The following is a 21681-nucleotide window of genomic DNA, read 5'->3' on the forward strand; positions in this document are numbered from 1 at the left end:
TTTTAATACTAATTTTGGTAATTAAAATCCGAATGTTTCTAAAGCACAAATCTCTATTTTTTGTTTTGATACTTTTTTGTTATCAACTTTCGCTTGCGCAAAAAACTGAGATTAAAAAAGATACATCAAAAGGATATCGTGACATTGAAAAATATTCTAAGAAAAGAAAGTTTACCAAATTTGTTCATAAACTAATTTTTAATCCAGTTGCTAAGGAGAAAGTCAAAAAGTCAAAAAAAAAGAAAAAAAACCCAACCAATATTTACAACAAATACGAAGGAAAAATAATTCGTAATATAGAAATTACAACTTTGGATCCATTTGGATATTCTGATATTGATTCCACACAAAAGCCAAAAATTTTCGCTCAAAAAGCTGGGAATGCTTTACATCTAAAAACCAAAAATATTGCGATAAGGAATTTGCTTTTAATAAAGAGAAACAAGCCATTAGATTCTTTATTAATAAAAGAATCGGAAAGATTAATTAGGAGTCAGCGTTTTACCAGAAGTGTAACTTCACACATGAAAGTAGTTTCAGGAGATTCTGTAGATGTTTATATTCGAGTTTTAGATTCCTGGAGTTTGATTCCAGATGCTTCTACTTCTACTTCGAAATCAAAATTTTATCTAAAAGAAAAAAACATATTTGGATTAGGTCACGAATTTTCAAACTCGTACATAAAAAGCCTTAAGAGTAATCAAGAAGGCTACAGTATAAGCTATTTTATACCAACGATTCTGAATTCGTTTATTAGTACGAGATTGAATTATGAAATTGATTTAGATGGAAACTTTGCCAAGTCAATAAACATTGAACGTCCTTTTTTTTCCTCTTATACTCGATGGGCAGCTGGTGTTAATTTAGGGCAAAATTTGAATAAAGTTTTAACATCCGATTTGAATCAAATTGAAGCAATTCAAAATGCAAAATTCAATTATCAAGATTATTGGGCTGGACATGCTTTTCGAATTTTCAAAGGAAATTCTGAATACAGTAGAACTACTAATTTTATTACAAGTGCCCGATTTTACAATAAAAATTTTACGGAGCAACCTTTTATTAATCCAGATAGCTTAAATATTTATTCTAGCGAAAAATTGTATTTAATAAGTTTAGGCATTTCGTCAAGAAAGTTTACACAAGACAAGTATATTTTCAATTTTAATGTGGTGGAAGATGTGGCATCAGGTTTTGTTTACAATATCACCACAGGTTATCAGAAAAAATATGGAGAATATAAATTTTATGCTGGTGCACGAGTTGAAATTGGTGATTATTTCAAATTTGGTTATTTGAGTGGAAATTTAGAAACGGGAACTTTTTTAGATTTAGGAAAAACCAATCAGACCGCAACCAGTTTACGATTTACCTATTTTACAAATTTGCTAGAAATTGGAAAATGGAAATTCCGACAATTTATTAAACCACAATTAATTATTGGTAATAACAGATTAAATACTAACCAGGACAGGCTTACTTTAAATGACGATGATAATGGAATTGATGGTTTCAGTAGCTCAACGTTATTTGGAACAAAGAAACTATTAATGACTGTTCAAACGCAGGGTTATTCGCCTTGGCGAGTTATTGGTTTCAGATTGAATCCATATTTGAGTTATACAGCCGGAATGTTGGGTCAGAAAGACATTGGATTTAGTAAAAGTAAGCTCTATTCTAAAATTAGTGTAGGCGTGATTATTAGTAATGATTATTTGATTTTTAATTCCTTTCAGTTCTCGTTGTCTTATTATCCGAATATTCCAGATGGCAATTCGATATTTAAAACTAATGCTAACTCTACATCTGATTTTAGTTTACAGAATTTCGAATTATCAAAACCAAGCTTAATTGCTTATTGATAAGTAACATTTTCTCATTGCAATTAAGACATAAAAAAACCGACACTTTCGAGTCGGTTTTCATTTTATTGAAACAAAAAGCTTCAATCTATATTACTAGATTTTCATCCTTTTTTTTCAATAAAGTTTTTCAATGCAAATTTTAATACTTTACCCAAAACTCTTTTTATAGGATTTTTGGAATCTTCATTTAATACATTTTTAGTCAAATAATTTGAACCTAAACTTAACGCACCGTTTATTAAATTCGCTTTAATGTTTGGTGATGTAATTACATCTTCTAATGTATTTTTAATTAAATTGAAAGGTTTAAAACTATCAATTGTAACATGATATTGATCTTTAAGATTTATGAAATCTTCCGCTTGCTTACTTCTTAGAAGAGTAATTTTTGCTTCCAATTCCCTTTTTTGATTTATAGTTTTCATTTCGAATCGGTATTACAAAATTTCGAATCGCTATTGCATATTTTACTGATAATAAAATTACTAACAGGATTTCTAATCCATTGATCTTTGAAAATATAAAGCAATATTGCGATAAACAAATAGAATAAACCGATTGCAACAAAACCATAATACATTTCTCCTAAATAATCGCCTAAAAAAAGCGCTAATCCAATATTAACAAAAAGCAGAAACATAACAACAACAATAGTTATGGCTAGTTTAACTGCCAAATTAGAAAATATATCTGCCGATTTATAAACCGCTTCGTATTTACATAATTCAAGCGTAGTTTTGCTATAAATTTCTGCTTTTTCAATCAGTTTTTCTATTGTTGTTGTGTTGTTTTCCATTTTGATTTAGATTTTATTTTGGAGTAACCATCGATTTGGCATCTTCTAATAAAGTATCATATTTATCAGTGACATCTTGATACAAGCCATCAAATTTGCCTTTTAATCCATCTGCAAAATCATGTCCTTTATCCATGATTTTTTTTCTTGTTTTTGAACCTTTATCTGGTGCAAATAATACACCTAATAATGCTCCTACACCAATTCCTAATACAATGCCTAAGGCTGTTTTTCCTGAATCCATAACTTCTATTTTTAAATGATTAATTATACGTTTTTTCCTTGAATAAGTCTTAATAATATTGCAATGATTGCAATAACTAATAAGATGTGAATAATTGATCCTGCGCTATAAGCAAAAAATCCGATAGCCCAAAAAATGATCAAAATCACCGCGATAGTATATAATAAATTGCTCATGATTTTATAGTTTATAGTTTATAATTTTTCAATTAGTTTTTGCAACTCTTCTTTAGATTTCCCTAAAGTAATTTGAAGCTTTCCTAACATTTCGTCTTTTTTTCCTTCAACAAATAACAAATCGTTATCTGTTAATTTGGCAAATTTTTGTTTGAGTTTCCCTTTTTGTACTTCCCAATCTCCTTTTAATTCTGTTGTGTTCATAGCTATAATATTTATATTAAGAAAGAATTTTCTTAATTTTAAAAGCGTAATCAGTTTTACTATTGTTAAGTATTAGAAAAGAAATCTAACACCTAATGCGATATCTGGTCCGAAACTATTTTCTCTAAATCTGTCCGAATTGAAATAAATTTCTGGTCTAAAATCTAATGATAATTGTAATGGAATATCAAAATTATATTCGATACCAATATCTCCAGCAACTAATGCAAAAGCACCACTATCATCAACACCATCATAATAAAAATCTCCATTTCCATTTCCATTGTTATAATAATATCTATTGTCATAGCTCCAAGTTCCTAATCCACCACCAACACCTGCATACCAGTTGAATCCGCCGTCAATGTTCCAAACCCATTGGTATAAACCTACTAATTTAATGGCATCCACATTATTACTGTTTCTCCAACCTAAATCAAATTCTAAACGGTTGTTTTTAGCTAATTTTCTTTGGTAAGAAACTTCACCACCAAATCCGTCGTTATCTCCTAAACGCAAACCAAGCGCGTTCTTCGAGTTATTTTGAGCTTGTGCACTAAATGTTAATCCTATTAACAAACTAGCAACCAATACTATTTTTTTCATGTCTAAAAGTTTAAGTTATTTTTAATATTGTAAAGGTCTCTCTAATAAGACTATTGTGGGTTACAAGATTTCAGAGAAAACTTATATTATTCATAGTTTTAAATTTGATTATCTGTATTTGCTTCATTCATTCTACTATTTAAATCTTCCTCACTTTCAATATATTCTTTAGATAATTCTCTAATTTCGTGTTCAGTTTTTTGATGCGAATCTATTATAGAATTATTTGCGGTTTCATGGGAAGCAATCAATTCGTTCACTTTTAAATGAATTAATGCAGAATATTTATTGAATGATTTCTGAATGATAAACAAACTCAAAAAAGTAGTTCCAAAAATGAAATCGCCTATATTTTGATGCAAATCATTTGACTTAAACAAAGTGGTAATCCACCAAAATAAAACTAAAATACAAGCTAAAATAAATGTGATAGAATTCCCTAAAATTTTAGTTGCTAGTGAAACTAATTTTTCGAAATTCCGTTCCACATTGAAATAAATCTCCTTCATTTTTAATGGATATAAAAGCAATCGTTTACAAATGCTATTTGTTCATTATCTGAAAGTTTATCTGTGTTTTTAATAATTATTTCTACATCAGAAAACTTAATATCTGCTTGTAAAATATTTGCGAATTCAGTTTTTGCATTAGTTGAACCAAATAGCAAAACGTGTTTATAATCTAGTAATTCATCTTTAAGTTTTAAATAAAACTCTAGTTGAAAATCTTGCTCTTTATTGTGCATGTGACTTTCTCCTTTTTGTAAAATTCTTTCTTTTTCAAAATGATTGAACTCAGATTTTATTGTTTTTACTAATGCTGCGGTATGGGTATATTCAATTATGTTTGCCATAAAATGATCCATATAAACCGCTATTTTATTGATTGTTTCCATGGTATGAATTTTAAAAATTATTGATAAAACCATTATGGTTAGGCGCATATTTTCTAAGTAAATCTTCTAAGGAATCATAATATTCTTGAAGAATTTTAATGTTGATTTCTGGGTTTCCCTTATCTGGAATTGTTTGGGGCATTTCGCCAAGAAATTTCATTAATTCAGGGAATTCATTGCGAATTGTCATAGTCATTTTCACAATGTTTTTATTTAGTTCGGCTTCCGTTTTCATAAGTATCAAAGGTTTAAAAAAGGAGAAAGTCGAAAAGTTAAATACCCAAGTTCGCAAACTCATTTGTCAAGATAATACGCTGTTGATTTTTTGATGACAACCTGTATTATTACACATTTTCGTTTCCTTTTTGGATATTGAAAAACTTCAAGACTATCTCTTTTTTATATACTCAAATTTAGCCAGATTATGAAACAAGATTGTTATAGAATATGCTCGAAATGTTTCATAATTCCTAGATTTAATTTCCTGACATTGCAGCATTTTTCTTTTCCAATGCTTTTTCTTTTTTCTTAAAATAACCTCGAAGTAAAAAATTATTTTTAGCGGCTTCTTCAATTTCAATTATATTTTTTGAAGCTTTTTCAATATTTATAAGAGAAGAATCTAAAGATGTTGCTAGACGTTCATTACCAACAAGTTTGGATAAAATCCCTTTGTCATTATTAAGTCTTTTAGAAAACACTTCAAATTCGTTAGAAGTTTTCTCTAAGTTGTCTAATGTTTTTTCAACCGAATTGGCATAATTAGGATTTGTCATTAATCTTGATAAGGTTCCGTTTTTATCGTTCATTTTTGTAGTAAACGCAACAAACTCATCAGAACTCGTTTTTAAATTTTGCATTGTTTTATCTAGTCCATCAGCAAATTCTTCATCAGTTAAAACCTTATTTAACGCACCTTTTCCTTTGTTAATTTTGGTACTAAATTCAGATAATTGTTCGGTTATAATTTGAGCATTTTCCACACTTTTATTCAAACCTTTCATTAAATCCTCCATATCTACAGTTGTCATTGAACGAATAGTTCCTTTGTCTTTAACCATTTTATTTGAAGAGCTTCCTGGAGAAATAGTCAAAACTTTATCGCCCATTAACCCATCTGAACCAATACTAGCAATAGCATCTGTTTTAATATATTGTTGAACTTCTTCTTTAACAATTATTTTGACCATAACTGCAGAATCTGAAAGAAATTCAATTTCTTTTACAGTTCCCACATTAATTCCCGAAAAACGAACATTGTTTCCTTCTTTCAAACCACTAACGTTTTTAAACTGCGATTTTAATTCGAAGGTTGAAGTAAACAAGTTTTTGTTATTTCCAATAAAATAAATGATTATCATAAACAAGGCTAGTCCTAAAATGACAAACATTCCTAGTTTCCATGTATAATTCGAATTCTTTGTCATACTATTATTTTTAAATTAAATAAAAAAAGATCGCACCCATTCGTCAGTGCTTTTTTCTAGTTCGGAATAGGTTCCTTCTGCATGTATTACGCCTTCATTAAGAATCATAATTCTGTTACCTGTAAGTTTTGCACATGCCATATCATGCGTAATAATGATGGATGAGGTTTTATATTTTTTTTGAACAGAAAGAATTAATTCACTTATTTCTCTTGAGGTTATAGAATCTAAACCTGATGTTGGTTCGTCATATAAAATAATTTCGGGTTGAATGATTAAAGTTCTTGCTAAAGCAATTCGTTTTCGCATTCCACCTGATAATTCTGCTGGCATTTTATCTATAGCATCTTCTAAACCTACGCTTTCTAAAGCTTCGATTATTTGTTTTTCGATTTCTTCATCAGAAACTTCTTTGGTATGATGTTTTAATGTGAATGCTAAATTTTGTCGTACCGACATTGAATCATACAAAGCACCATTTTGAAACATAAATCCGATTCTGGATCTAATTTCATTGAGTTCATTATCTTTTAGTTTTGTAACATCTGTATCAAAAACTAAAATTTCACCTTTATCAGCTTCAACTAATCCGACTAAACATTTTATCGTAACTGATTTTCCTGAACCGGATCGACCCAAAATCACTAAATCTTCACCTTTATTCACGGTCAAGTTTACATCTTTAAGCACTTCATTATCTCCGAATGATTTACTCAGGTTTTTAATTGATATAATTGCTTTAGTTTCCATGATTTCTAGAAGAATAAATCGGTTATTTGAACGGCCAACATATCAAGTATAAAAATGGAAAGTGATGCTGCAACAACAGCTTCATTCGCTGCGATACCAACACTTGCCGTTCCACTTGAAGCATTAAATCCTTTATAGCAGCCAATTAAACCAATAAAAAATCCAAAGAAAAATGTTTTAATTACAGCTGGGATAAAATCTATAAAATCCAAATGTTCAATTACTTCAGAAAAATACGCAAACATACTCATGCTTCCACGAACATTAAAGCCAATATAACCTCCAAAAACACCAATTAAATCAGCATATAGCACTAAAATTGGAATCATTAATGTTGTGGCTAATATTCGGGTTACGACTAAATATTTATAAGGGTTTATAGCCGAAACTTCCATCGCATCAATTTGTTCTGTAACTTTCATCGAACCTAATTCGGCTCCAATTCCAGATGCAATTTTTCCTGCACAAATTAGCGCTGTAATTACTGGCGCAATTTCTCTTACCAATGATAATGACACCATACTTGGCAACCAACTTTCTGCTCCAAATTGAATCATTGTTGGTCGCGATTGAATTGTTAAAACCAATCCCATAATAAATCCAGTAATGGAAACCAATGGCAATGATTTGTAGCCAATAGCATAGCATTGTCTAATAAACTCGTTAATTTGAAAAGGTGGCTTTATAATTTCTTTAAAAAACCTTCCAGTAAACAAAGTGACTTTTCCAGTATCTTCAAATATATTTTTAAGGTAGGTGTGCATCATTTTTTTATTTTAATTAAGGAAAATCTACAAGTTTTTTTAGAAAGTTTGCAGTCTACAAAAAATGATTCTTGTTAGTACCAAAAACTACATTTTGGTGAGTATTTAATTACTTCTTCTCTTTACAAAAAACACATTTACTTTATTCGTTTTTATTACTAATTGCGATGCGTAATTCTTCAATTTTATTGTAATCAGATTTTAATAGTTCGTAATGCATGTTTAGCATATTTTGTTCTTTTGAATTGATATCATTAACATCTTGAATTAGTACATTTTTATATGTTTCTAATACTACACGTTCACCATATTTACACGAATCTAAAATTGCTTTTCTGTTGTTAGCCGTTAATGCGACTTTAACATCCATCAAATCAATAAAAAAATCCCCAATTATTCTTGTGCTCTCATTTGATGATCCGACAAGTTTAGCAACTTTAGCAGCTAATTCAATTCTACATTGTTCGCTAGTTTGTATAAAGTTTGAAAACAGCGTTTTTAAATCTGTTTCTTTCGTTTCTTTACATGCAATTTTATAACCTTCAATTCTATCATTATTGATTATAATTAATGAATTTAAGACATCAACAGTGTTATGTTCCGTTATGTTTTCCATTTTATAAAATTTTATTGCGAATTGATTATTCATAGTGTAAAATTCTATATAATGAGCAATTAAAGTGTTATATAACTCTACTAAGAAATTGTAATATTCATAGGTTTTATTAGTCAGCAAAAATTTCTTTTGCCAATTTATCATCTAGATTGTAAATGTCATTTCTAAAATTTAGGTTTCCTTTATGATCCACCCAAGCAGTAAAATAGGCTATATAAACCGGCATGTTTGGCTTAACCGAAATTCCAGTTTCTGTATCTGTTTTTAATACTTCATCTAATTTTTCTTGAGTCCAAGTTTTGTCGTTCTCAAGTAAATACAACATCAATTTTTTCGGATTTTCCACACGAATACATCCGTGACTGAAATCTCTTTTATTTCTATCAAACAATTCCTTTGAAGGCGTATCATGCAAATAAATACTAAAGTTATTTGGGAAAAGAAACTTCATTTCTCCTAAAGCATTATCATTTCCAGGTTTTTGCCTAATAATAAATGGAACATTTTTAGTGTATTCATTCCAATTAATACTTGATTCCTTCATCGGTTCACCTTTATAAGAAACAACCTCCATATTATTTTTCGACAAGTAATTTTTATCTTTTTTTATGGCTGGCAAAATTTCTTTATTGATAATACTATTAGGAATATTCCAATACGGATTTAGCATAATTCTGGAAATTTTTCCTTTAAATATTGCGGTTTCGTTTGCTTCCTTACCAACTACAACATTCGTTTCCCAAAATATTTTTTTGTCTTTAAAAACATGTAATTTATATTCCGGAATGTTGACCAATAAATAATCGCTTTCCACTTCAACAGGAACCCAGCGTAAACGTTCTAAATTGACTAGCATTTGTTTGATACGAAAATCGACCGATTTATTCATTTCTATAATCGTTTTTGTATCTAAAATTCCAGTTTCAGGCAAACCTAATCGTTGTTGAAAATTGGAAACTGCCGCTTTTAAACTTTCTGTAAAAAGCATTGTTTTATCGTTACTTTTTAAATCTTCAGATAAAAACAAATGCTGTTTTACTTGAATTAAACAAGGATCTGATTGAGTAATTGAAAGTGCTTTTTTATCTGTTTTTATAATCGGAAATCCACCTTTTTTCTTGATTTCTCGATATAATATTAGTTTTTCTACCAATTTTGAATAATAAATATTCACAGGTTGATAAATGCTGTCGTTTTCATCTTTCAATATTAAAGATTCTAACGTAGCTTGAAAATTCTTTTTGCTACGAGGAATAAACCAATCCAATTGTCTTGGTGTTTTCTTTATTCCTGCAAATGCTTTTTCAGAATATTTGAAAAAAGTTGTAGTTAATTGTAATTCTAGATTTTCCCTTTGTTTTACATCAATTTTTGATTCCTCATAATTTGATTTTACATTCGAAATCAAAGTATCTAATTGCTCGTCCTTAAAAGTTTTATCATTGAAAGCGAAACTATAATTTTGCAATTGATTTTGAAAATTTGAAACCGCTTGTGTCATTCCGTTTTTGGTAAACCAAGCATATTCAAAATTTCTATTTTGATAGAATGATTCTACTTCTTTTTCAATCTTTTTACTTTCAGGATTTGCTTTAAAAAACGCATTTATAGTTGCTTTTCCCAGAATTAAATCCGCAGAATTTTGATCTGTTTTTTTACAACTGAATAAGAAAAATAGCAGGGTTGAAAGTAAATAAGCGTTTTTCATAAGATTTTTTTTAATTGATAAGCTTATGCATTTTCAAATTCAAAATGCACTTCTGAAGAAATTGGAATGCTTAAAGCCTTTGAAACGTAACAATTTTGTTCTGCATCTTTAGTGATTGTGGCAAATTCTTCAGCACTTATGTTAGGAACTGAACCAGAAATTTTCAAATGCATACTTACAATTCCTAAATCGTTCATTGTTAAAGTAGCTTCTGTATCTAAAGAATTTGGAGTAAATCCTTTTGCATTTAACTTCGCAGCAACCGCCATTGTGAAACAACCTGCGTGAGCAGCCGCTAGTAATTCTTCAGGATTGGTTCCCTTCACTCCTACTTCAAATCGTGTTTTGAAACTATAATTTGTGCTTTCCAAAACGCCACTTTGCGTAGATAGCGTTCCATTTCCTTCTTTTAAATTTCCTTCCCAATGGGCGTTTGCAATTCGTATCATTGTTATAAATTTTTAGTAGTTAATATCTTTTTAACTTAAATATCTTCGTAATACCCAAGCTATAGTTTCATGTTGTTGTAAAATTCCTGTCAATAAATCCGCTGTTCCGGCATCATGACAATCATTCGTACAAGTATCAATGTCTTTACGTAATTCGTAAATAATGGTTTTATGATCGTTTAATAATTCTGTTAGCATGGTATTTTGAACAGGATATTTATTTGGATGCTCCATAATTCGCGAAAGCGCTGAAAATTCGTTCATGGTGCCAATCGTTTTTCCGCCAAGTTTTCCAATACGTTCTGCAACATTATCAATAATAACTTCTAACTCTGAATATTGCACTTCAAACAGTTTATGTAATTCCATAAAACTTTGACCAGCTACATTCCAATGAGACTTTCTGGTTTTGACATAAAGTGTCATTTCATCAGACAAAACAACTGACAATAATTTGATGATTTTTTCAATACTGTCTTCGGATAAGCCAATTTTTGGTATCATATAAATAAAATTTAATTTACTTGTTCTTGTATTTAATTTACTAGTTTTCATTATAAATAGCTAACTCATTATTTACAGCTTGTACTTCTGAAAAATTCAACACTATTTGTTCAATTTTATCTTTTACTTCATAAGAACCAACAGTTCCTTTCAAAGTCACTTCATCATCTATAACATCAATAATAATATTATTGGCAAAATAACTTCTCTCTAAATTTTTCTCAATTCTTTCTTTTAAAGTGGTATTTGAATTCATTATTTCCAAATTTTAAAGAGAATATAAAGTTGGAGATTTTTCTCTTTGTAAGTGTTATATAATTATTTAAAATGTTATATAATTCAAAGAATTAATAAATTGATATGAATCCAATTGTTACTAAAATTCCAACCACAACAAACAGAAAAATTAGATAAGCAAAAAACTCACTTACACTATATTTCATTTGCAAATAGTTTGCAGGATAGGTTACAATTTCAAATAAAGTCATGCTCAATTTCTTTTTTACACCTTTTTCTTTAAGTAAATAATTATCAACATCGTTTTTATAAGAATCAATAGCTGTGAAAATTTCTTCGTTATTAGAAAGAATAATTACTTTGGTTTTTTTGTTTATAATCTTAATAAGGTCAACAATTTTATTACCTTCATCTCCGAAATAATCGTAATCTAAAACTACAACGCTAGTATTTTCGTCCACTTTTGACATAGCAGTAACCGCATCTGTAAAAGTGGAAATATTGAAAACCGTTCCAAATCGAGTATCCAAAAACTGATGTAATTTCAAGGCACTTTCAGGATTGTCTTCAACTATAAAGAGATTTAATGTTTGATTTGTCATGATATTATTTTTTAAAGTGAGTCTTCGTCTCCAAATTCATTTATCTTTTTTTTAATTGATTGTTTCGTTTTTGATGAATTTTCTTTGTTACTAGCTGCTTCATTTTTTTTCTTATCGCTTTTCTTTGGTGCGAAAGTGTGTTGTTTTTTAGTTGCCATGATATTTTGATTTAGATTTCTATACTTTGATTTTTGTTTGATTTTTTAGAATGATTTACATTCAATAACTTGATTGGTTTTTCATTTTTAACGAAATGTCTTTCAATGATCAATCTCGCCATTAAATAACTTACAGTTGATTCTGCTCCTTGATTTAAATTGATATAAGTATCTTCTAAACCATCATAACAACCACCAGTACAAGGATTATAAACTATTTGTTGTAAATGGTTTTTTCCTAAAAACCAACTGAAAGCAATTTCTATTTTTTGTAGATAGGTTTCCTCTTGAAAAACATCATAAAATTTACTTAAAGCAATTATTGAATAAGACACGTCAATTGGTTGTTCTCCACCAACTTGCTCAATAATAATTTTGTCATTATTTTGCAACCAACCTTTGTTTGAAACCACTTTTATTACATCATTAATGAAGATTTTTGATAGTAAAAAATCGAATGAAGTTTTAGCTATTATTTTGTAATTTTCATTGTCAGTTGCTAAAAAAGCACACAACATAGCTTCTGGTAAAATGCTATTTCCATAAGTTAGATAACTTTCATACCAATGCCAATTTTCATCATTTTCATGTTTATACATTTGAACTAATTTATCTGCCAAATGTTTTAAAATCAGAATATTATCTTCTGACGGATTTTTAATATTACTATAATAAATTCCTTTAATAATAAATGCCATCGCTCGAGGCGAATGAATTTTGCAAACATTTACCAAAGCTAATTGCATAGTTTCTTTGGCACTTTGTACTAGTTCTATTGGCAATTTATCGCTAATAGAAATCAAATATCCTAAAGCCCAAATGGCTCTACCATTGGAATCTGCCAAGTTTTCAGAATTCTGTTTGGTGAATTTTTTATGTTCGTCTACATAATTCAAAAAGTAATTTTCTGGTTGTAAGCAATATTTTATGAAGTTGAAATATTTAGAAATATACTCTAAATCTTCACTGTTTTTTTTAAGTTCAAAATGCTGACACATAGCTACTAGAGCTCTTGCATTATCATCCAAAGTATAACCCGAATTGATATCTGGTTGATTAATTATTGAAAACTGAATCATAGCGAAATCAGTTGTCATATTTTTGAAATGATTTAAATTTATGGGTGGAATTTTATAATGTAATTCTAATGTTGAATTACTAATTTGTTCAAACAAAATAGCATGAGAAATAGCGGAATTCTCCCAAGCTGTTGGTGCTAATTTGTGAATTCCGTTTGATGAAATGGAAGCACGCAATTGTTCGTTATCTAACAAATTGTTAACTTGTTCGGCTAATTGCTTGTAATTTTCAAAATCAACAATTATTCCAGTTCCTCCATCTAAAACTTCAACAGCGTGAGGAATTGGTGTAGAAATAATTGGGCAACCACAACTAATAGCATACGAAAAAGTACCAGAAACCGCTTGATTTCTATCTTTCGATGTGAATAAATAAACATCCGTTAGCTGTAAATATTCTAACAATTCGTCTAATGCTAAATATTTATTAATGAATCGCACATTTTTATTTAATTGCAACGCAGTAATTCTAGCTTGCAAATTTTCACGATATATTTCACCCTCATTTTTAATTACGTTTGGATGTGTTTTTCCTATCACTAAAAATAGAACTTCAGGATGTTTTTTTACAATAGTTCGTAAGGCATTTATAGATGTTTCAATGCATTTTCCAGAACTTAATAATCCGAAAGTGGATATCACTTTTCTACCCGTAGTATTGTATTTTTCTTTTAATATATCTTTATTTGAGTGTTCAACTAAATGTGTTCCGTGTGGAATTACCGATATTTTTTCAGTATCAATTTGATACTCTTCCACTAATATTTTTGCCGAATTATTTGTCATCACAACAATCGAATTTGCGCAACTATTTATACTTTGCATCATTTTTCGCAAGTCTTCATTTGGATTGGGTAAAACCGTATGAAAAACCACAATTATGGGTTTATTTATAGTTTGCAACAATTGTATAAAATCGGATTCATTAGTTCTAAAAAGTCCGAATTCATGCTGTACTAAAACCATTGAAATATTAGAATTTTCATTGATGTTTTCAGCTAATTCTATATAAGATTTTGAATTGTCGGTTTCTAAAACATAATTGACATCTTTAGTATACTCATGTTTTACAAATTCCGATTCTAAAGCACAAATTTTGATATCAAAAGACTTCGTGAATTTATTATTCAATGCAAAAATTAAATCTTGAGAATACGTAGCAATGCCACACTCACGTGGCGGGTAAGATGTGATAATAAAAATTTCAGGTAAACTATTTAAATTCTTCATAACTTGAAACTTTAATTAATAATTATTTTAAATTCAGTTGCAATTCTGCTAACAATTCAGATAATGAAACCGATGCACATCCGATACATGAATCAGCACCACCATAATAAATATATAAAGTATCGGCTTGAATAATTGCTCCAGATGGAAAACAAACATTGTTTACTTCACCTTTTATTTCCCAGGTTAATTCGGGCTGAAATAATGGATAAGGCAATCTGGCAATTTCTTTTTGTGGATTTTCTAAATCAAACAAAGCCACACAAGCTGTATAAACATAGCCTTTTACGGTATCGTGAACGCCATGATAAATAATCAACCAACCTGCATCGGTTTCTATTGGTGGACAACCTGCACCTATATAACTTATTTCGTGTTTGTATTTTGGTGCTAGTACGATGTTATCTTTAAATTGCAACAGATAATTTTGCCAAAATTCAACTGTAAGTTCACTTATATCGTTTATTGAAACTATTTGAATATCTGGTTTTATTCGATGTAAAAAATGTAATTTACCGTTTATCTTTCTTGGGAAAAAAACCACATTTTTATCCCAAACTAAAACCTTTTTACCTTTACGTTCTCGAATTCTTTCGTGTTCATTATAGCGATAATATTTTTCATTTAACTTTCCTTTAGTTTCCGCTAAACGCTTAAACTCATCGAACATCATTTGAGGAACAATAATTCCGTGTTTTTCCCAAGTAATCAAATCCGATGAAGTAGCCAAAGCACCTAATGCATTTACACCATCAAAGGCACAATACGTTAAATAAAATATGTCGTTTATTTTGACAATTCTTGCATCTTCAACTCCGTGTTCTTCATAATCAAATTGAGGAAAAAGAACAGGCACATCCATGCGTTCTGCAATTTCTAAAGGACTTATAAATTTTGCATAACCAATACTAGAATAATTATGTTTTGCAACAGCTCTATAAAAAATGTGAATAAAATCTCCATAACTGATTACACCAGGATTTAATACACCATCCCATTCAAACCCTAAGGCTCTTTTTTCAAGGACAATTCCTTCTTTTTTAACTACTACCATAATAAATAATTTACTTAAACTTCTACTTTTATCAATGCTTATAAAGGTCGATTTATTTTTACCAAAAAAGTTATATAACAATTCTATTTACTTATATAATTCAGATATTTTCATCCTTATGGAATAAAAAAAGTCAACCATTTCTGGCTGACTTTTTTATTTATATATTCTAAAATCTATTCTTTTGCATCTGAATTTTCTCTACTTTTCGCACCCATTCTGTTAAATTTAAACATTGGAGATAATTTCACTTTAATAGAAGCAATTTTCATGTTGTCTTCAGAAGATAGACCTTCTTTTTCAACTGTGTTTTTTCTTGCATCTAAAGCTTCAAATAATAATTTCGCTTCATCATAATCTTCTCTTGTGAAATTTTCTTTATTGGCTTTATATGCTTTAAAATAATTATCATATACTGCAACAATATTGTCTTTATTTACCCAAGCGAAGTTCATGTCTGAACCAATTTTACCAGCTCCAAATAATCTGTCTCTTAACAATTGAGAAGGACTTACTTTTGCAGGTTTTCCAGTACCGGCATCTGCAGCTGGTTCTTCTTCTGTTTTAGAAATGACAGTTACTTTAATCTCGTCGTATTTTGCATTAGATGCATTAACTTTCTCTTGAGAAGCAGCTTTATCACTTTCTTCTAAACTTTGTAAAGCTTCATTTGCACTAGCATTTTTAGCTTCATAATCTGCAGCAATTTGATCCCAATTTGCTTGACGTTCTTCCGCAGAAACCATTTTTAATGAATCTACATAACTCTCTAATTCACTGATTCTTTTATCGGCTAATTCCTTTTCTTTATTAACACAAGAAACCATTCCTAATAGAATCATTGAAAACAATCCGAATTTTAATACATTTTTTTTCATAATAAGTATGTTTAATTAATTATATAAAACTACCTGAATATCCTAAGCAAAGTGTTACATAATTCTTTGCAATTGTTATATATTTCTGTTTGTACTCTTATTTGCGTTAATCAAAAATGGCTGTCAAAAATTGACAGCCATTTTCCAAAAAAACAAAACTAACCTTAACTTTATATTTTAATAATTGGTTTTTAATTCTACTCTACGGTTTTTAGCTTTACCTAAAGTTGTATTGTTAGTAGCAATTGGTTTAGATTCACCATATCCAACAGAAATTAATCGGGCATCTGAAATACCTTTTCCAATTAAATATTGTCTAACTGATTCCGCACGTTTTTTAGATAATGTCATATTGAAATCATCTTTTCCAACACTATCAGTATGGCCTTCAATTGTTAAAGTTGCACCATCATATTTGTATAATATTTTTGACAACTCATCTAATTGAGATAAAGAAGCTACTTTTAATTTATCAGAATTATTTTCGAAGAAAATTTTACTTCCGATATATGTAATTCTTACGATATCTGCTTTAGCAATTTCTGGACAACCTTTGTTAGCTAAAGTTCCTTTTGAGTTCGGACATTTATCATCTAAATCGGCAATACCATCACCATCAGCATCTGGACAACCTTTTAAACTTGCAATACCTTTAACATCTGGGCAACGATCTACATCGTCCATTACACCATCATTATCACTATCCATTGGACAACCTTTAGCGTCTACTTTTGTACCTGGTTTTGTGTTAGCACATTTGTCATCCATATCGGCAACACCATCTTTATCTGCATCTGGACACCCTAATAAAGCAATTGTACCTGCTTGATCTGGACAACGGTCTTTACCGTCTTCTACTCCATCATTATCTCTATCTGGACAACCATTAAGCATTTTTGCACCAGCTGTATCTGGACAAGAATCTAAATAATCTGCAATTCCATCAGAATCTCTATCAATAGGACAACCTAATTTATCTACTTTTACATCTGCAGGTGTATCTGGACATTGATCTTTTTTATCTGAAACACCATCATTATCTGAATCTTTAGTATCACCTAAATTAAATGTAAGACCAGCCATGTGTGTTAAATACGCATCTTTTTTCTGGAAATCACCGTCAGCATTGTCAACTCCATCTCTTCTGTCTTTATTAGAGAACATAAATGATTCTTGCAAGTTTAAATTTACAGTTGGTGATAATCTGAAATTAATTCCTCCACCTGCACTTGGCAATATATAATCGTAATTTTCTGTATGAAAATTTAATTGATTACCGAAAATAAAGAAACCAGCTCCAGCAAATACATATGGTCTAACTATATATTCCGAAGGAAGAACATTAAAACGTAAGTTTAAAGTTGCGGCATTAAAATCTGTTTTAAAACCATCTGTTTCTCCATTATTATAACCTATTGTACCTTTAGTTAAAAGTAAATTGGCATCAAAATGTTTTCCTAAATATCTAGAAACTGAAAGTCCACCAAAACCATACATAGTATTGCCAGTTTCATACCAATCTCTTCCTAAGTCTCCGTAATATTGAGTAACACCACCATGTAAACCAATATTCCATTTTTTGTCTTCTGTTTGCGCTTTTGATGTAAATGCATATACCATACACATACACAGAAATAATACTTTTTTCATGATCAATAGTTGTTTAAAATTATTACTACAAATATCACTCAGTTATGTAGCAATTCTCTTATACAACTTTTGTTAAAAGTTGTGATATTCCTAGGTTTTGAAAAAATTATTGTTTTAAATAGCTTTTTAAGTTCTGTAGAATCTCTTCTCTTTTTTTAGGAAGAGTAATTTCGCCAATTAAAAATCCATAAGGTTTCAATGGTTCAATATGATCGCAAATAATTTTAAAAATGGCAGTTAAAGGAATTGCTAAAATAATCCCAGGAATTCCCCATAATAGCTGGCCTAGTACCAAAACAATTATCGTAAAAAGTGGATTGATTTTAACTTGTGGTCCGAGAATTAATGGTTCTAAAAGCCAACCTTGAATAAATTGCACAACAACATAAACCAATATAATTCCACCGAGTAACGTTAAACTAGCTCCATGAATTGCAGTAATTAGAACAGTCAAAATTGTTCCTGTGATGTTTCCTACATAAGGTACAATTTCAAGCAATCCGCAAAGTATGGCAAAAAAGATGGCGTTTTCTACACCAAGTATGCTGAAACCTGCTGCATACATAATCCATAAAAGCACAATCATTTTTGATATTCCTAATAAATATTGTTGAGAAACTTTTGTAGCATTATAAATTACTTGTTCCATTTCTTCACATTTTGAAGGCTTTACAGTTTTTAATAAGAAGTTTTTAATGTGACCTCGATAATATAATAAAAAAACAAAATAAACTAAGACCAAAATTAAACTCGCAAAGATTGAAGCAATTGAGCCAAAAATCATTTGAAAAATATCTGCATACGAAGGTTGTTCCTTTTTCAAAATGTTTAATTGTTCTTCAATAGAAATATTCAAATGATTGAAAATATATTTTTGAATTTGACTTCCCATTTCTATTGACTTTTGTTTTATCAAATTAAAATCTTCAAAAAGCTCAGAAATTTTCCATCCCAAAAGCGAAATCAGCGTTGCAATAATTAATAAAATCGAAAAAAAACAAATAAATACCGCCAAACCTTTAGGTATTCTTTTGCTTTGCATCCAATTGCAAAAAGGTAAAAAGAGTGTTGCTAAAATTCCACCAATACACAAAGGAATTAGAAAATCTTTAGCTAAATAAAGCCCTAAAATGATTAAAAAAACAAGAGCTAGTTTCTGTAAAAAAGTAGAAGATTCAGTTTTCATAATTTAATTGTATTTCGTTTCCATATTTTAACAACCTCATACCAAATTACGACAACAAAACCAACACTAATTGCTAATCCTAATTGAAATCCATTTAGATGTTCAAAACCGAAAAACTTAGTTAATGAAGGTACATATAATAGTAAAGCAGTTATGAAAACTGTGATAGAAGTAATAATTGGAATTAGATTATTTTTATATTGAATGGTAGTAAATATTGAATAATAAAAAGATCGATTTGATAAGGTTAAAAATATATTGGCTGTTACTAAACATGTAAAAACTATGGTTCTGGTAATGGCTTCGTTATAATTTAAGTAAACACAGTATTGGTAAACAAATAAAGTTCCTATTGTGATTACTAAACCTTGAATAATACTAGTTGAAAGTTCTTTCCAATTAAAAAATGTATTCGTGAATGGTCTTGGTTTTTGAGACATGGTATTTTTTTCCATTGGTTCATTTTCATACACGATGGAACAAGTTGGCCCCATTATTAATTCTAAAAAAATAATATGAATCGGTGAAAAAATAGATGGATAAATCCAACCTAAAACTAATGGAATAAAAACAGTAAGAATAATTGGAATGTGAATAGAAATGATAAATTGAATGGCTTTTTTAAGATTGCTATAAATTTTTCTTCCCATAGCAATGGCATCCACCATATTTAATAAATCATCTTTAATTAAAATTAATGAAGCCGCTTCTTTGGCTATCTCAGTTCCTTTTTTACCCATTGCAATACCTATATGAGCCGCTTTTAAGGCAGGACCATCATTTACGCCATCACCAGTCATAGCAACAATTTCGCTGTTTGACTTTAATGCATTTATGATTCTTAATTTGGCATCGGGAAACATTCTGGTAAATAAATTCGTTTCTGAAACTCTTTTTTTGAGTTTAGCATCCGATAATTTCATTAATTCATCACCGGAAATACTGTTTTCATAACCAACAAAACCGATTTGTTTGGCGATAGAAGTGGTTGTTTCCAAATTATCACCTGTAATAATTTTTACCGAAATTCCAGCTTTATAAAAATGTTGTAAAACCGAATTAATATTCGCTTTTGGTGGATCGTAAAAGGCAACTAATCCTTTAAAATTAAACTGAAATTCTTGTTGTTTTTTTGGGAAATTTTTGTCTTCAAAATTAGCATCGGCAACAGCCAAAACACGGTAACCTTCATTCGTTAATTCTTTAATAGCATTTTGAATTTGATTTTTTTCTGAATCTGAAAGTTTGGAAATATTTAGTAATGCTTCAGGAGCACCTTTTGCTGCAATAATAGTTTTGTCTTTTTTTTCAAAAATATGCGTCATCATTGGTGGTTTACCCGAAAGCGGATATTCGTGTATCATTTTATAATGAGAGCGTTCGTCTTTTTCTATGACTTTAGCATATACATTATGCAAAGCTACTTCCATTGGATCAAACGCAATAGGCTCACTCGCCCACATTGATGTAGCAATTAATACTTTTTCATCTTCATTCAATACTGTTTCTAAATCTGTTATTTTATTTGATTTTAACGAAAATAATTTCGCTAAAACCATGGTGTTTTCCGTAATAGTTCCCGTTTTATCAATGCAAATAACAGTTGCACTTCCAAGTGTTTCAACCGTTTTCATTTGCTTTACGATAATTCCATTTTGGAACATTTTATACGCTCCAAGTGCCATAAAAGTGGTAAATGCAATTGGGATTTCTTCAGGCAAAATACTCATTGCCAACGTTAAAGCTTTAAGTAAACTATCAAAAATATTATTGGAATGATAAAAATTTATACTCCAAACTATTAAAAAAATGAACGCACCAACAATAGCCATCTTTTTAACGAAATTGCCAATTTGAATTTCTAAAGGTGTTTTTTCTTCTTTAATATTTTCGAGACTTTTTCCTATTTTACCTAATTTGGTATTGCTTCCAATAGCTGTAATTGTTGCAATTGCTAATCCGCTAGTAACAGTTGTGCCTTGAAAAATAAAATTATTTTCGCTTGATTTATCCTTTGAAACTGATAACGATTCGCCAGTAAGAATAGATTCGTTGACAGAAAAATCATTTGAATGTTCAATAATTCCGTCAGCAGAAATGGAAGTTCCTTCTTCTACCATTAAACTATCTCCGATAACTAATTCTTCAGTTTTTATTTCTGCAATAGTTCCGTTTCTGATTACTTTGCAATTAGGTTTTGTAAAATCTTTTAGTTTTTGTAACGCATTACGACTTCGGGCATTTTGATACGAAGAAATTAAAGAAATTAACAAAATGGCTGATGCTAAAAAAAATCCATCTGATATTTTTCCGCTAATAAAGTAAATCACGGATGCGACTAAAAGCAAAATAACCATTGGATCTTGCAGAAAATTCATAATAGCTTTTAGAAGAATATTCTCTTTTTTATATTCAATTATATTGCTACCATATTTACTTCTTGAAGCTCTAACTTCGGCAGCTGATAATCCTTTAATGTTGAAATTTTCCACAGACATACTTGTAGTGTTTTGTCTTTTATAACTAAAAACAAATTTTACTAAAAGTACTCCAAATTTCTTACACAATTCGTATTTAAAGTTGTAAAACTCTTAGAATTTATT

26 protein-coding genes are annotated in these 21681 nt (G+C 29.6%); 1 reads left to right on the forward strand and 25 read right to left on the reverse strand.

What is annotated here, in order from left to right:
- Positions 1-65: 65 nt before the first annotated feature.
- On the forward strand, positions 66-1862 hold the full coding sequence (locus tag BMX42_RS00575; protein WP_245748194.1) for a BamA/TamA family outer membrane protein: 1797 nt from the start codon (positions 66-68) through the stop codon (positions 1860-1862).
- Positions 1863-1966: 104 nt separating this feature from the next.
- Here the strand turns inward: BMX42_RS00575 and BMX42_RS00580 are convergent, their stop codons facing one another.
- The 25 genes from BMX42_RS00580 to BMX42_RS00690 all read right to left on the reverse strand — a co-directional run bounded on the left by BMX42_RS00580 (position 1967) and on the right by BMX42_RS00690 (position 21576).
- Positions 1967-2290, reverse strand: coding sequence for a hypothetical protein (locus tag BMX42_RS00580; protein WP_091306786.1), 324 nt, complete (start codon positions 2288-2290; stop codon positions 1967-1969).
- Positions 2287-2661 (reverse strand): hypothetical protein, encoded by a 375-nt coding sequence (locus BMX42_RS00585; protein WP_091306790.1) that lies wholly within the window; start codon positions 2659-2661, stop codon positions 2287-2289. The genes BMX42_RS00580 and BMX42_RS00585 overlap by 4 nt, the downstream gene beginning before the upstream one ends.
- A 13-nt stretch (positions 2662-2674) precedes the next feature.
- Positions 2675-2905 carry a YtxH domain-containing protein gene (locus BMX42_RS00590; protein WP_091306794.1) on the reverse strand — a complete coding sequence of 77 codons (231 nt, stop codon included), beginning with the start codon at positions 2903-2905 and terminating at the stop codon, positions 2675-2677.
- Between the two features lie 23 nt (positions 2906-2928).
- The gene (locus BMX42_RS14445) at positions 2929-3081 is read right to left on the reverse strand and encodes a lmo0937 family membrane protein (protein WP_143055573.1); all 153 of its coding nucleotides are present in this window, start codon (positions 3079-3081) and stop codon (positions 2929-2931) included.
- A gap of 18 nt (positions 3082-3099) precedes the next feature.
- The gene (locus BMX42_RS00595; RefSeq protein ID WP_091306797.1) at positions 3100-3285 is read right to left on the reverse strand and encodes a CsbD family protein; all 186 of its coding nucleotides are present in this window, start codon (positions 3283-3285) and stop codon (positions 3100-3102) included.
- A 72-nt stretch (positions 3286-3357) separates the two neighbouring features.
- Entirely contained in the window at positions 3358-3891 is a 534-nt protein-coding gene (locus tag BMX42_RS00600; RefSeq protein ID WP_091306801.1) for a hypothetical protein, read from the reverse strand.
- A gap of 98 nt (positions 3892-3989) precedes the next feature.
- Entirely contained in the window at positions 3990-4400 is a 411-nt protein-coding gene (locus tag BMX42_RS00605) for a low affinity iron permease family protein (RefSeq protein WP_091306804.1), read from the reverse strand.
- 2 nt (positions 4401-4402) lie between these two features.
- Positions 4403-4786: a hypothetical protein gene (locus BMX42_RS00610; protein ID WP_143055574.1), complete on the reverse strand. Its 384-nt coding sequence runs from the start codon at positions 4784-4786 to the stop codon at positions 4403-4405.
- 10 nt (positions 4787-4796) lie between these two features.
- Positions 4797-5021 (reverse strand): hypothetical protein, encoded by a 225-nt coding sequence (locus tag BMX42_RS00615; protein WP_091306810.1) that lies wholly within the window; start codon positions 5019-5021, stop codon positions 4797-4799.
- A 241-nt stretch (positions 5022-5262) separates the two neighbouring features.
- Positions 5263-6213: an MlaD family protein gene (locus BMX42_RS00620; RefSeq protein WP_091306813.1), complete on the reverse strand. Its 951-nt coding sequence runs from the start codon at positions 6211-6213 to the stop codon at positions 5263-5265.
- Positions 6214-6228: 15 nt separating this feature from the next.
- Complete coding sequence (locus BMX42_RS00625) at positions 6229-6963, reverse strand: ABC transporter ATP-binding protein (RefSeq protein ID WP_091306816.1); 735 nt, start codon at positions 6961-6963, stop codon at positions 6229-6231.
- A 5-nt stretch (positions 6964-6968) separates the two neighbouring features.
- Positions 6969-7727, reverse strand: a complete 759-nt coding sequence (locus tag BMX42_RS00630; protein WP_091308731.1) for an MlaE family ABC transporter permease — start codon at positions 7725-7727, stop codon at positions 6969-6971.
- A gap of 142 nt (positions 7728-7869) precedes the next feature.
- Complete coding sequence (locus BMX42_RS00635; protein ID WP_177169087.1) at positions 7870-8343, reverse strand: PA2169 family four-helix-bundle protein; 474 nt, start codon at positions 8341-8343, stop codon at positions 7870-7872.
- Positions 8344-8452: 109 nt separating this feature from the next.
- A complete protein-coding gene (locus tag BMX42_RS00640) occupies positions 8453-10051 on the reverse strand; it encodes a L,D-transpeptidase family protein (RefSeq protein WP_091306822.1) in 1599 nt (532 codons plus the stop codon).
- A 23-nt stretch (positions 10052-10074) separates the two neighbouring features.
- Positions 10075-10500 carry an OsmC family peroxiredoxin gene (locus BMX42_RS00645; protein ID WP_317040007.1) on the reverse strand — a complete coding sequence of 142 codons (426 nt, stop codon included), beginning with the start codon at positions 10498-10500 and terminating at the stop codon, positions 10075-10077.
- A gap of 30 nt (positions 10501-10530) precedes the next feature.
- The gene (locus tag BMX42_RS00650; protein ID WP_091308735.1) at positions 10531-11004 is read right to left on the reverse strand and encodes a Dps family protein; all 474 of its coding nucleotides are present in this window, start codon (positions 11002-11004) and stop codon (positions 10531-10533) included.
- A 40-nt stretch (positions 11005-11044) separates the two neighbouring features.
- Positions 11045-11260 carry a BON domain-containing protein gene (locus tag BMX42_RS00655; protein WP_091306828.1) on the reverse strand — a complete coding sequence of 72 codons (216 nt, stop codon included), beginning with the start codon at positions 11258-11260 and terminating at the stop codon, positions 11045-11047.
- 91 nt (positions 11261-11351) lie between these two features.
- A complete protein-coding gene (locus BMX42_RS00660; RefSeq protein WP_091306831.1) occupies positions 11352-11843 on the reverse strand; it encodes a response regulator in 492 nt (163 codons plus the stop codon).
- 11 nt (positions 11844-11854) lie between these two features.
- Positions 11855-12001 (reverse strand): hypothetical protein, encoded by a 147-nt coding sequence (locus BMX42_RS14485; RefSeq protein ID WP_177169088.1) that lies wholly within the window; start codon positions 11999-12001, stop codon positions 11855-11857.
- An 11-nt stretch (positions 12002-12012) separates the two neighbouring features.
- Positions 12013-14310, reverse strand: coding sequence for a glycosyltransferase (locus BMX42_RS00665; RefSeq protein ID WP_091306835.1), 2298 nt, complete (start codon positions 14308-14310; stop codon positions 12013-12015).
- A 22-nt stretch (positions 14311-14332) separates the two neighbouring features.
- Positions 14333-15364 (reverse strand): glycoside hydrolase family 130 protein, encoded by a 1032-nt coding sequence (locus BMX42_RS00670; protein WP_091306838.1) that lies wholly within the window; start codon positions 15362-15364, stop codon positions 14333-14335.
- Positions 15365-15540: 176 nt separating this feature from the next.
- Entirely contained in the window at positions 15541-16242 is a 702-nt protein-coding gene (locus BMX42_RS00675; protein ID WP_091306843.1) for a hypothetical protein, read from the reverse strand.
- Between the two features lie 177 nt (positions 16243-16419).
- Positions 16420-17892, reverse strand: coding sequence for an OmpA family protein (locus BMX42_RS14645; RefSeq protein WP_091306846.1), 1473 nt, complete (start codon positions 17890-17892; stop codon positions 16420-16422).
- Between the two features lie 106 nt (positions 17893-17998).
- Entirely contained in the window at positions 17999-19078 is a 1080-nt protein-coding gene (locus tag BMX42_RS00685) for an AI-2E family transporter (protein WP_091306850.1), read from the reverse strand.
- On the reverse strand, positions 19075-21576 hold the full coding sequence (locus BMX42_RS00690; protein WP_091306854.1) for a cation-translocating P-type ATPase: 2502 nt from the start codon (positions 21574-21576) through the stop codon (positions 19075-19077). The genes BMX42_RS00685 and BMX42_RS00690 overlap by 4 nt, the downstream gene beginning before the upstream one ends.
- Positions 21577-21681 lie beyond the last annotated feature (105 nt).

The sequence above is a fragment of the Flavobacterium terrigena genome, assembly GCF_900108955.1.
Classification (GTDB): domain Bacteria; phylum Bacteroidota; class Bacteroidia; order Flavobacteriales; family Flavobacteriaceae; genus Flavobacterium; species Flavobacterium terrigena.

Bases quoted from the DNA above. Each gene is read 5' to 3' on its own strand.
- BMX42_RS00615 (WP_091306810.1), bottom strand. From the start codon at position 5,021: ATGAAAACGGAAGCCGAACTAAATAAAAACATTGTGAAAATGACTATG.
- BMX42_RS00670 (WP_091306838.1), bottom strand. From the start codon at position 15,364: ATGGTAGTAGTTAAAAAAGAAGGAATTGTCCTTGAAAAAAGAGCCTTA.
- BMX42_RS00650 (WP_091308735.1), bottom strand. From the start codon at position 11,004: ATGATACCAAAAATTGGCTTATCCGAAGACAGTATTGAAAAAATCATC.
- BMX42_RS00610 (WP_143055574.1), bottom strand. From the start codon at position 4,786: ATGGAAACAATCAATAAAATAGCGGTTTATATGGATCATTTTATGGCA.
- BMX42_RS00655 (WP_091306828.1), bottom strand. From the start codon at position 11,260: ATGAATTCAAATACCACTTTAAAAGAAAGAATTGAGAAAAATTTAGAG.
- BMX42_RS00685 (WP_091306850.1), bottom strand. From the start codon at position 19,078: ATGAAAACTGAATCTTCTACTTTTTTACAGAAACTAGCTCTTGTTTTT.
- BMX42_RS00675 (WP_091306843.1), bottom strand. From the start codon at position 16,242: ATGAAAAAAAATGTATTAAAATTCGGATTGTTTTCAATGATTCTATTA.
- BMX42_RS00630 (WP_091308731.1), bottom strand. From the start codon at position 7,727: ATGCACACCTACCTTAAAAATATATTTGAAGATACTGGAAAAGTCACT.
- BMX42_RS00635 (WP_177169087.1), bottom strand. From the start codon at position 8,343: ATGGAAAACATAACGGAACATAACACTGTTGATGTCTTAAATTCATTA.
- BMX42_RS00625 (WP_091306816.1), bottom strand. From the start codon at position 6,963: ATGGAAACTAAAGCAATTATATCAATTAAAAACCTGAGTAAATCATTC.
- BMX42_RS00595 (WP_091306797.1), bottom strand. From the start codon at position 3,285: ATGAACACAACAGAATTAAAAGGAGATTGGGAAGTACAAAAAGGGAAA.
- BMX42_RS00590 (WP_091306794.1), bottom strand. From the start codon at position 2,905: ATGGATTCAGGAAAAACAGCCTTAGGCATTGTATTAGGAATTGGTGTA.
- BMX42_RS00600 (WP_091306801.1), bottom strand. From the start codon at position 3,891: ATGAAAAAAATAGTATTGGTTGCTAGTTTGTTAATAGGATTAACATTT.
- BMX42_RS00665 (WP_091306835.1), bottom strand. From the start codon at position 14,310: ATGAAGAATTTAAATAGTTTACCTGAAATTTTTATTATCACATCTTAC.
- BMX42_RS00580 (WP_091306786.1), bottom strand. From the start codon at position 2,290: ATGAAAACTATAAATCAAAAAAGGGAATTGGAAGCAAAAATTACTCTT.
- BMX42_RS00605 (WP_091306804.1), bottom strand. From the start codon at position 4,400: ATGAAGGAGATTTATTTCAATGTGGAACGGAATTTCGAAAAATTAGTT.
- BMX42_RS00585 (WP_091306790.1), bottom strand. From the start codon at position 2,661: ATGGAAAACAACACAACAACAATAGAAAAACTGATTGAAAAAGCAGAA.
- BMX42_RS00690 (WP_091306854.1), bottom strand. From the start codon at position 21,576: ATGTCTGTGGAAAATTTCAACATTAAAGGATTATCAGCTGCCGAAGTT.
- BMX42_RS14485 (WP_177169088.1), bottom strand. From the start codon at position 12,001: ATGGCAACTAAAAAACAACACACTTTCGCACCAAAGAAAAGCGATAAG.
- BMX42_RS14645 (WP_091306846.1), bottom strand. From the start codon at position 17,892: ATGAAAAAAGTATTATTTCTGTGTATGTGTATGGTATATGCATTTACA.
- BMX42_RS00645 (WP_317040007.1), bottom strand. From the start codon at position 10,500: ATGATACGAATTGCAAACGCCCATTGGGAAGGAAATTTAAAAGAAGGA.
- BMX42_RS14445 (WP_143055573.1), bottom strand. From the start codon at position 3,081: ATGAGCAATTTATTATATACTATCGCGGTGATTTTGATCATTTTTTGG.
- BMX42_RS00620 (WP_091306813.1), bottom strand. From the start codon at position 6,213: ATGACAAAGAATTCGAATTATACATGGAAACTAGGAATGTTTGTCATT.
- BMX42_RS00640 (WP_091306822.1), bottom strand. From the start codon at position 10,051: ATGAAAAACGCTTATTTACTTTCAACCCTGCTATTTTTCTTATTCAGT.
- BMX42_RS00660 (WP_091306831.1), bottom strand. From the start codon at position 11,843: ATGACAAATCAAACATTAAATCTCTTTATAGTTGAAGACAATCCTGAA.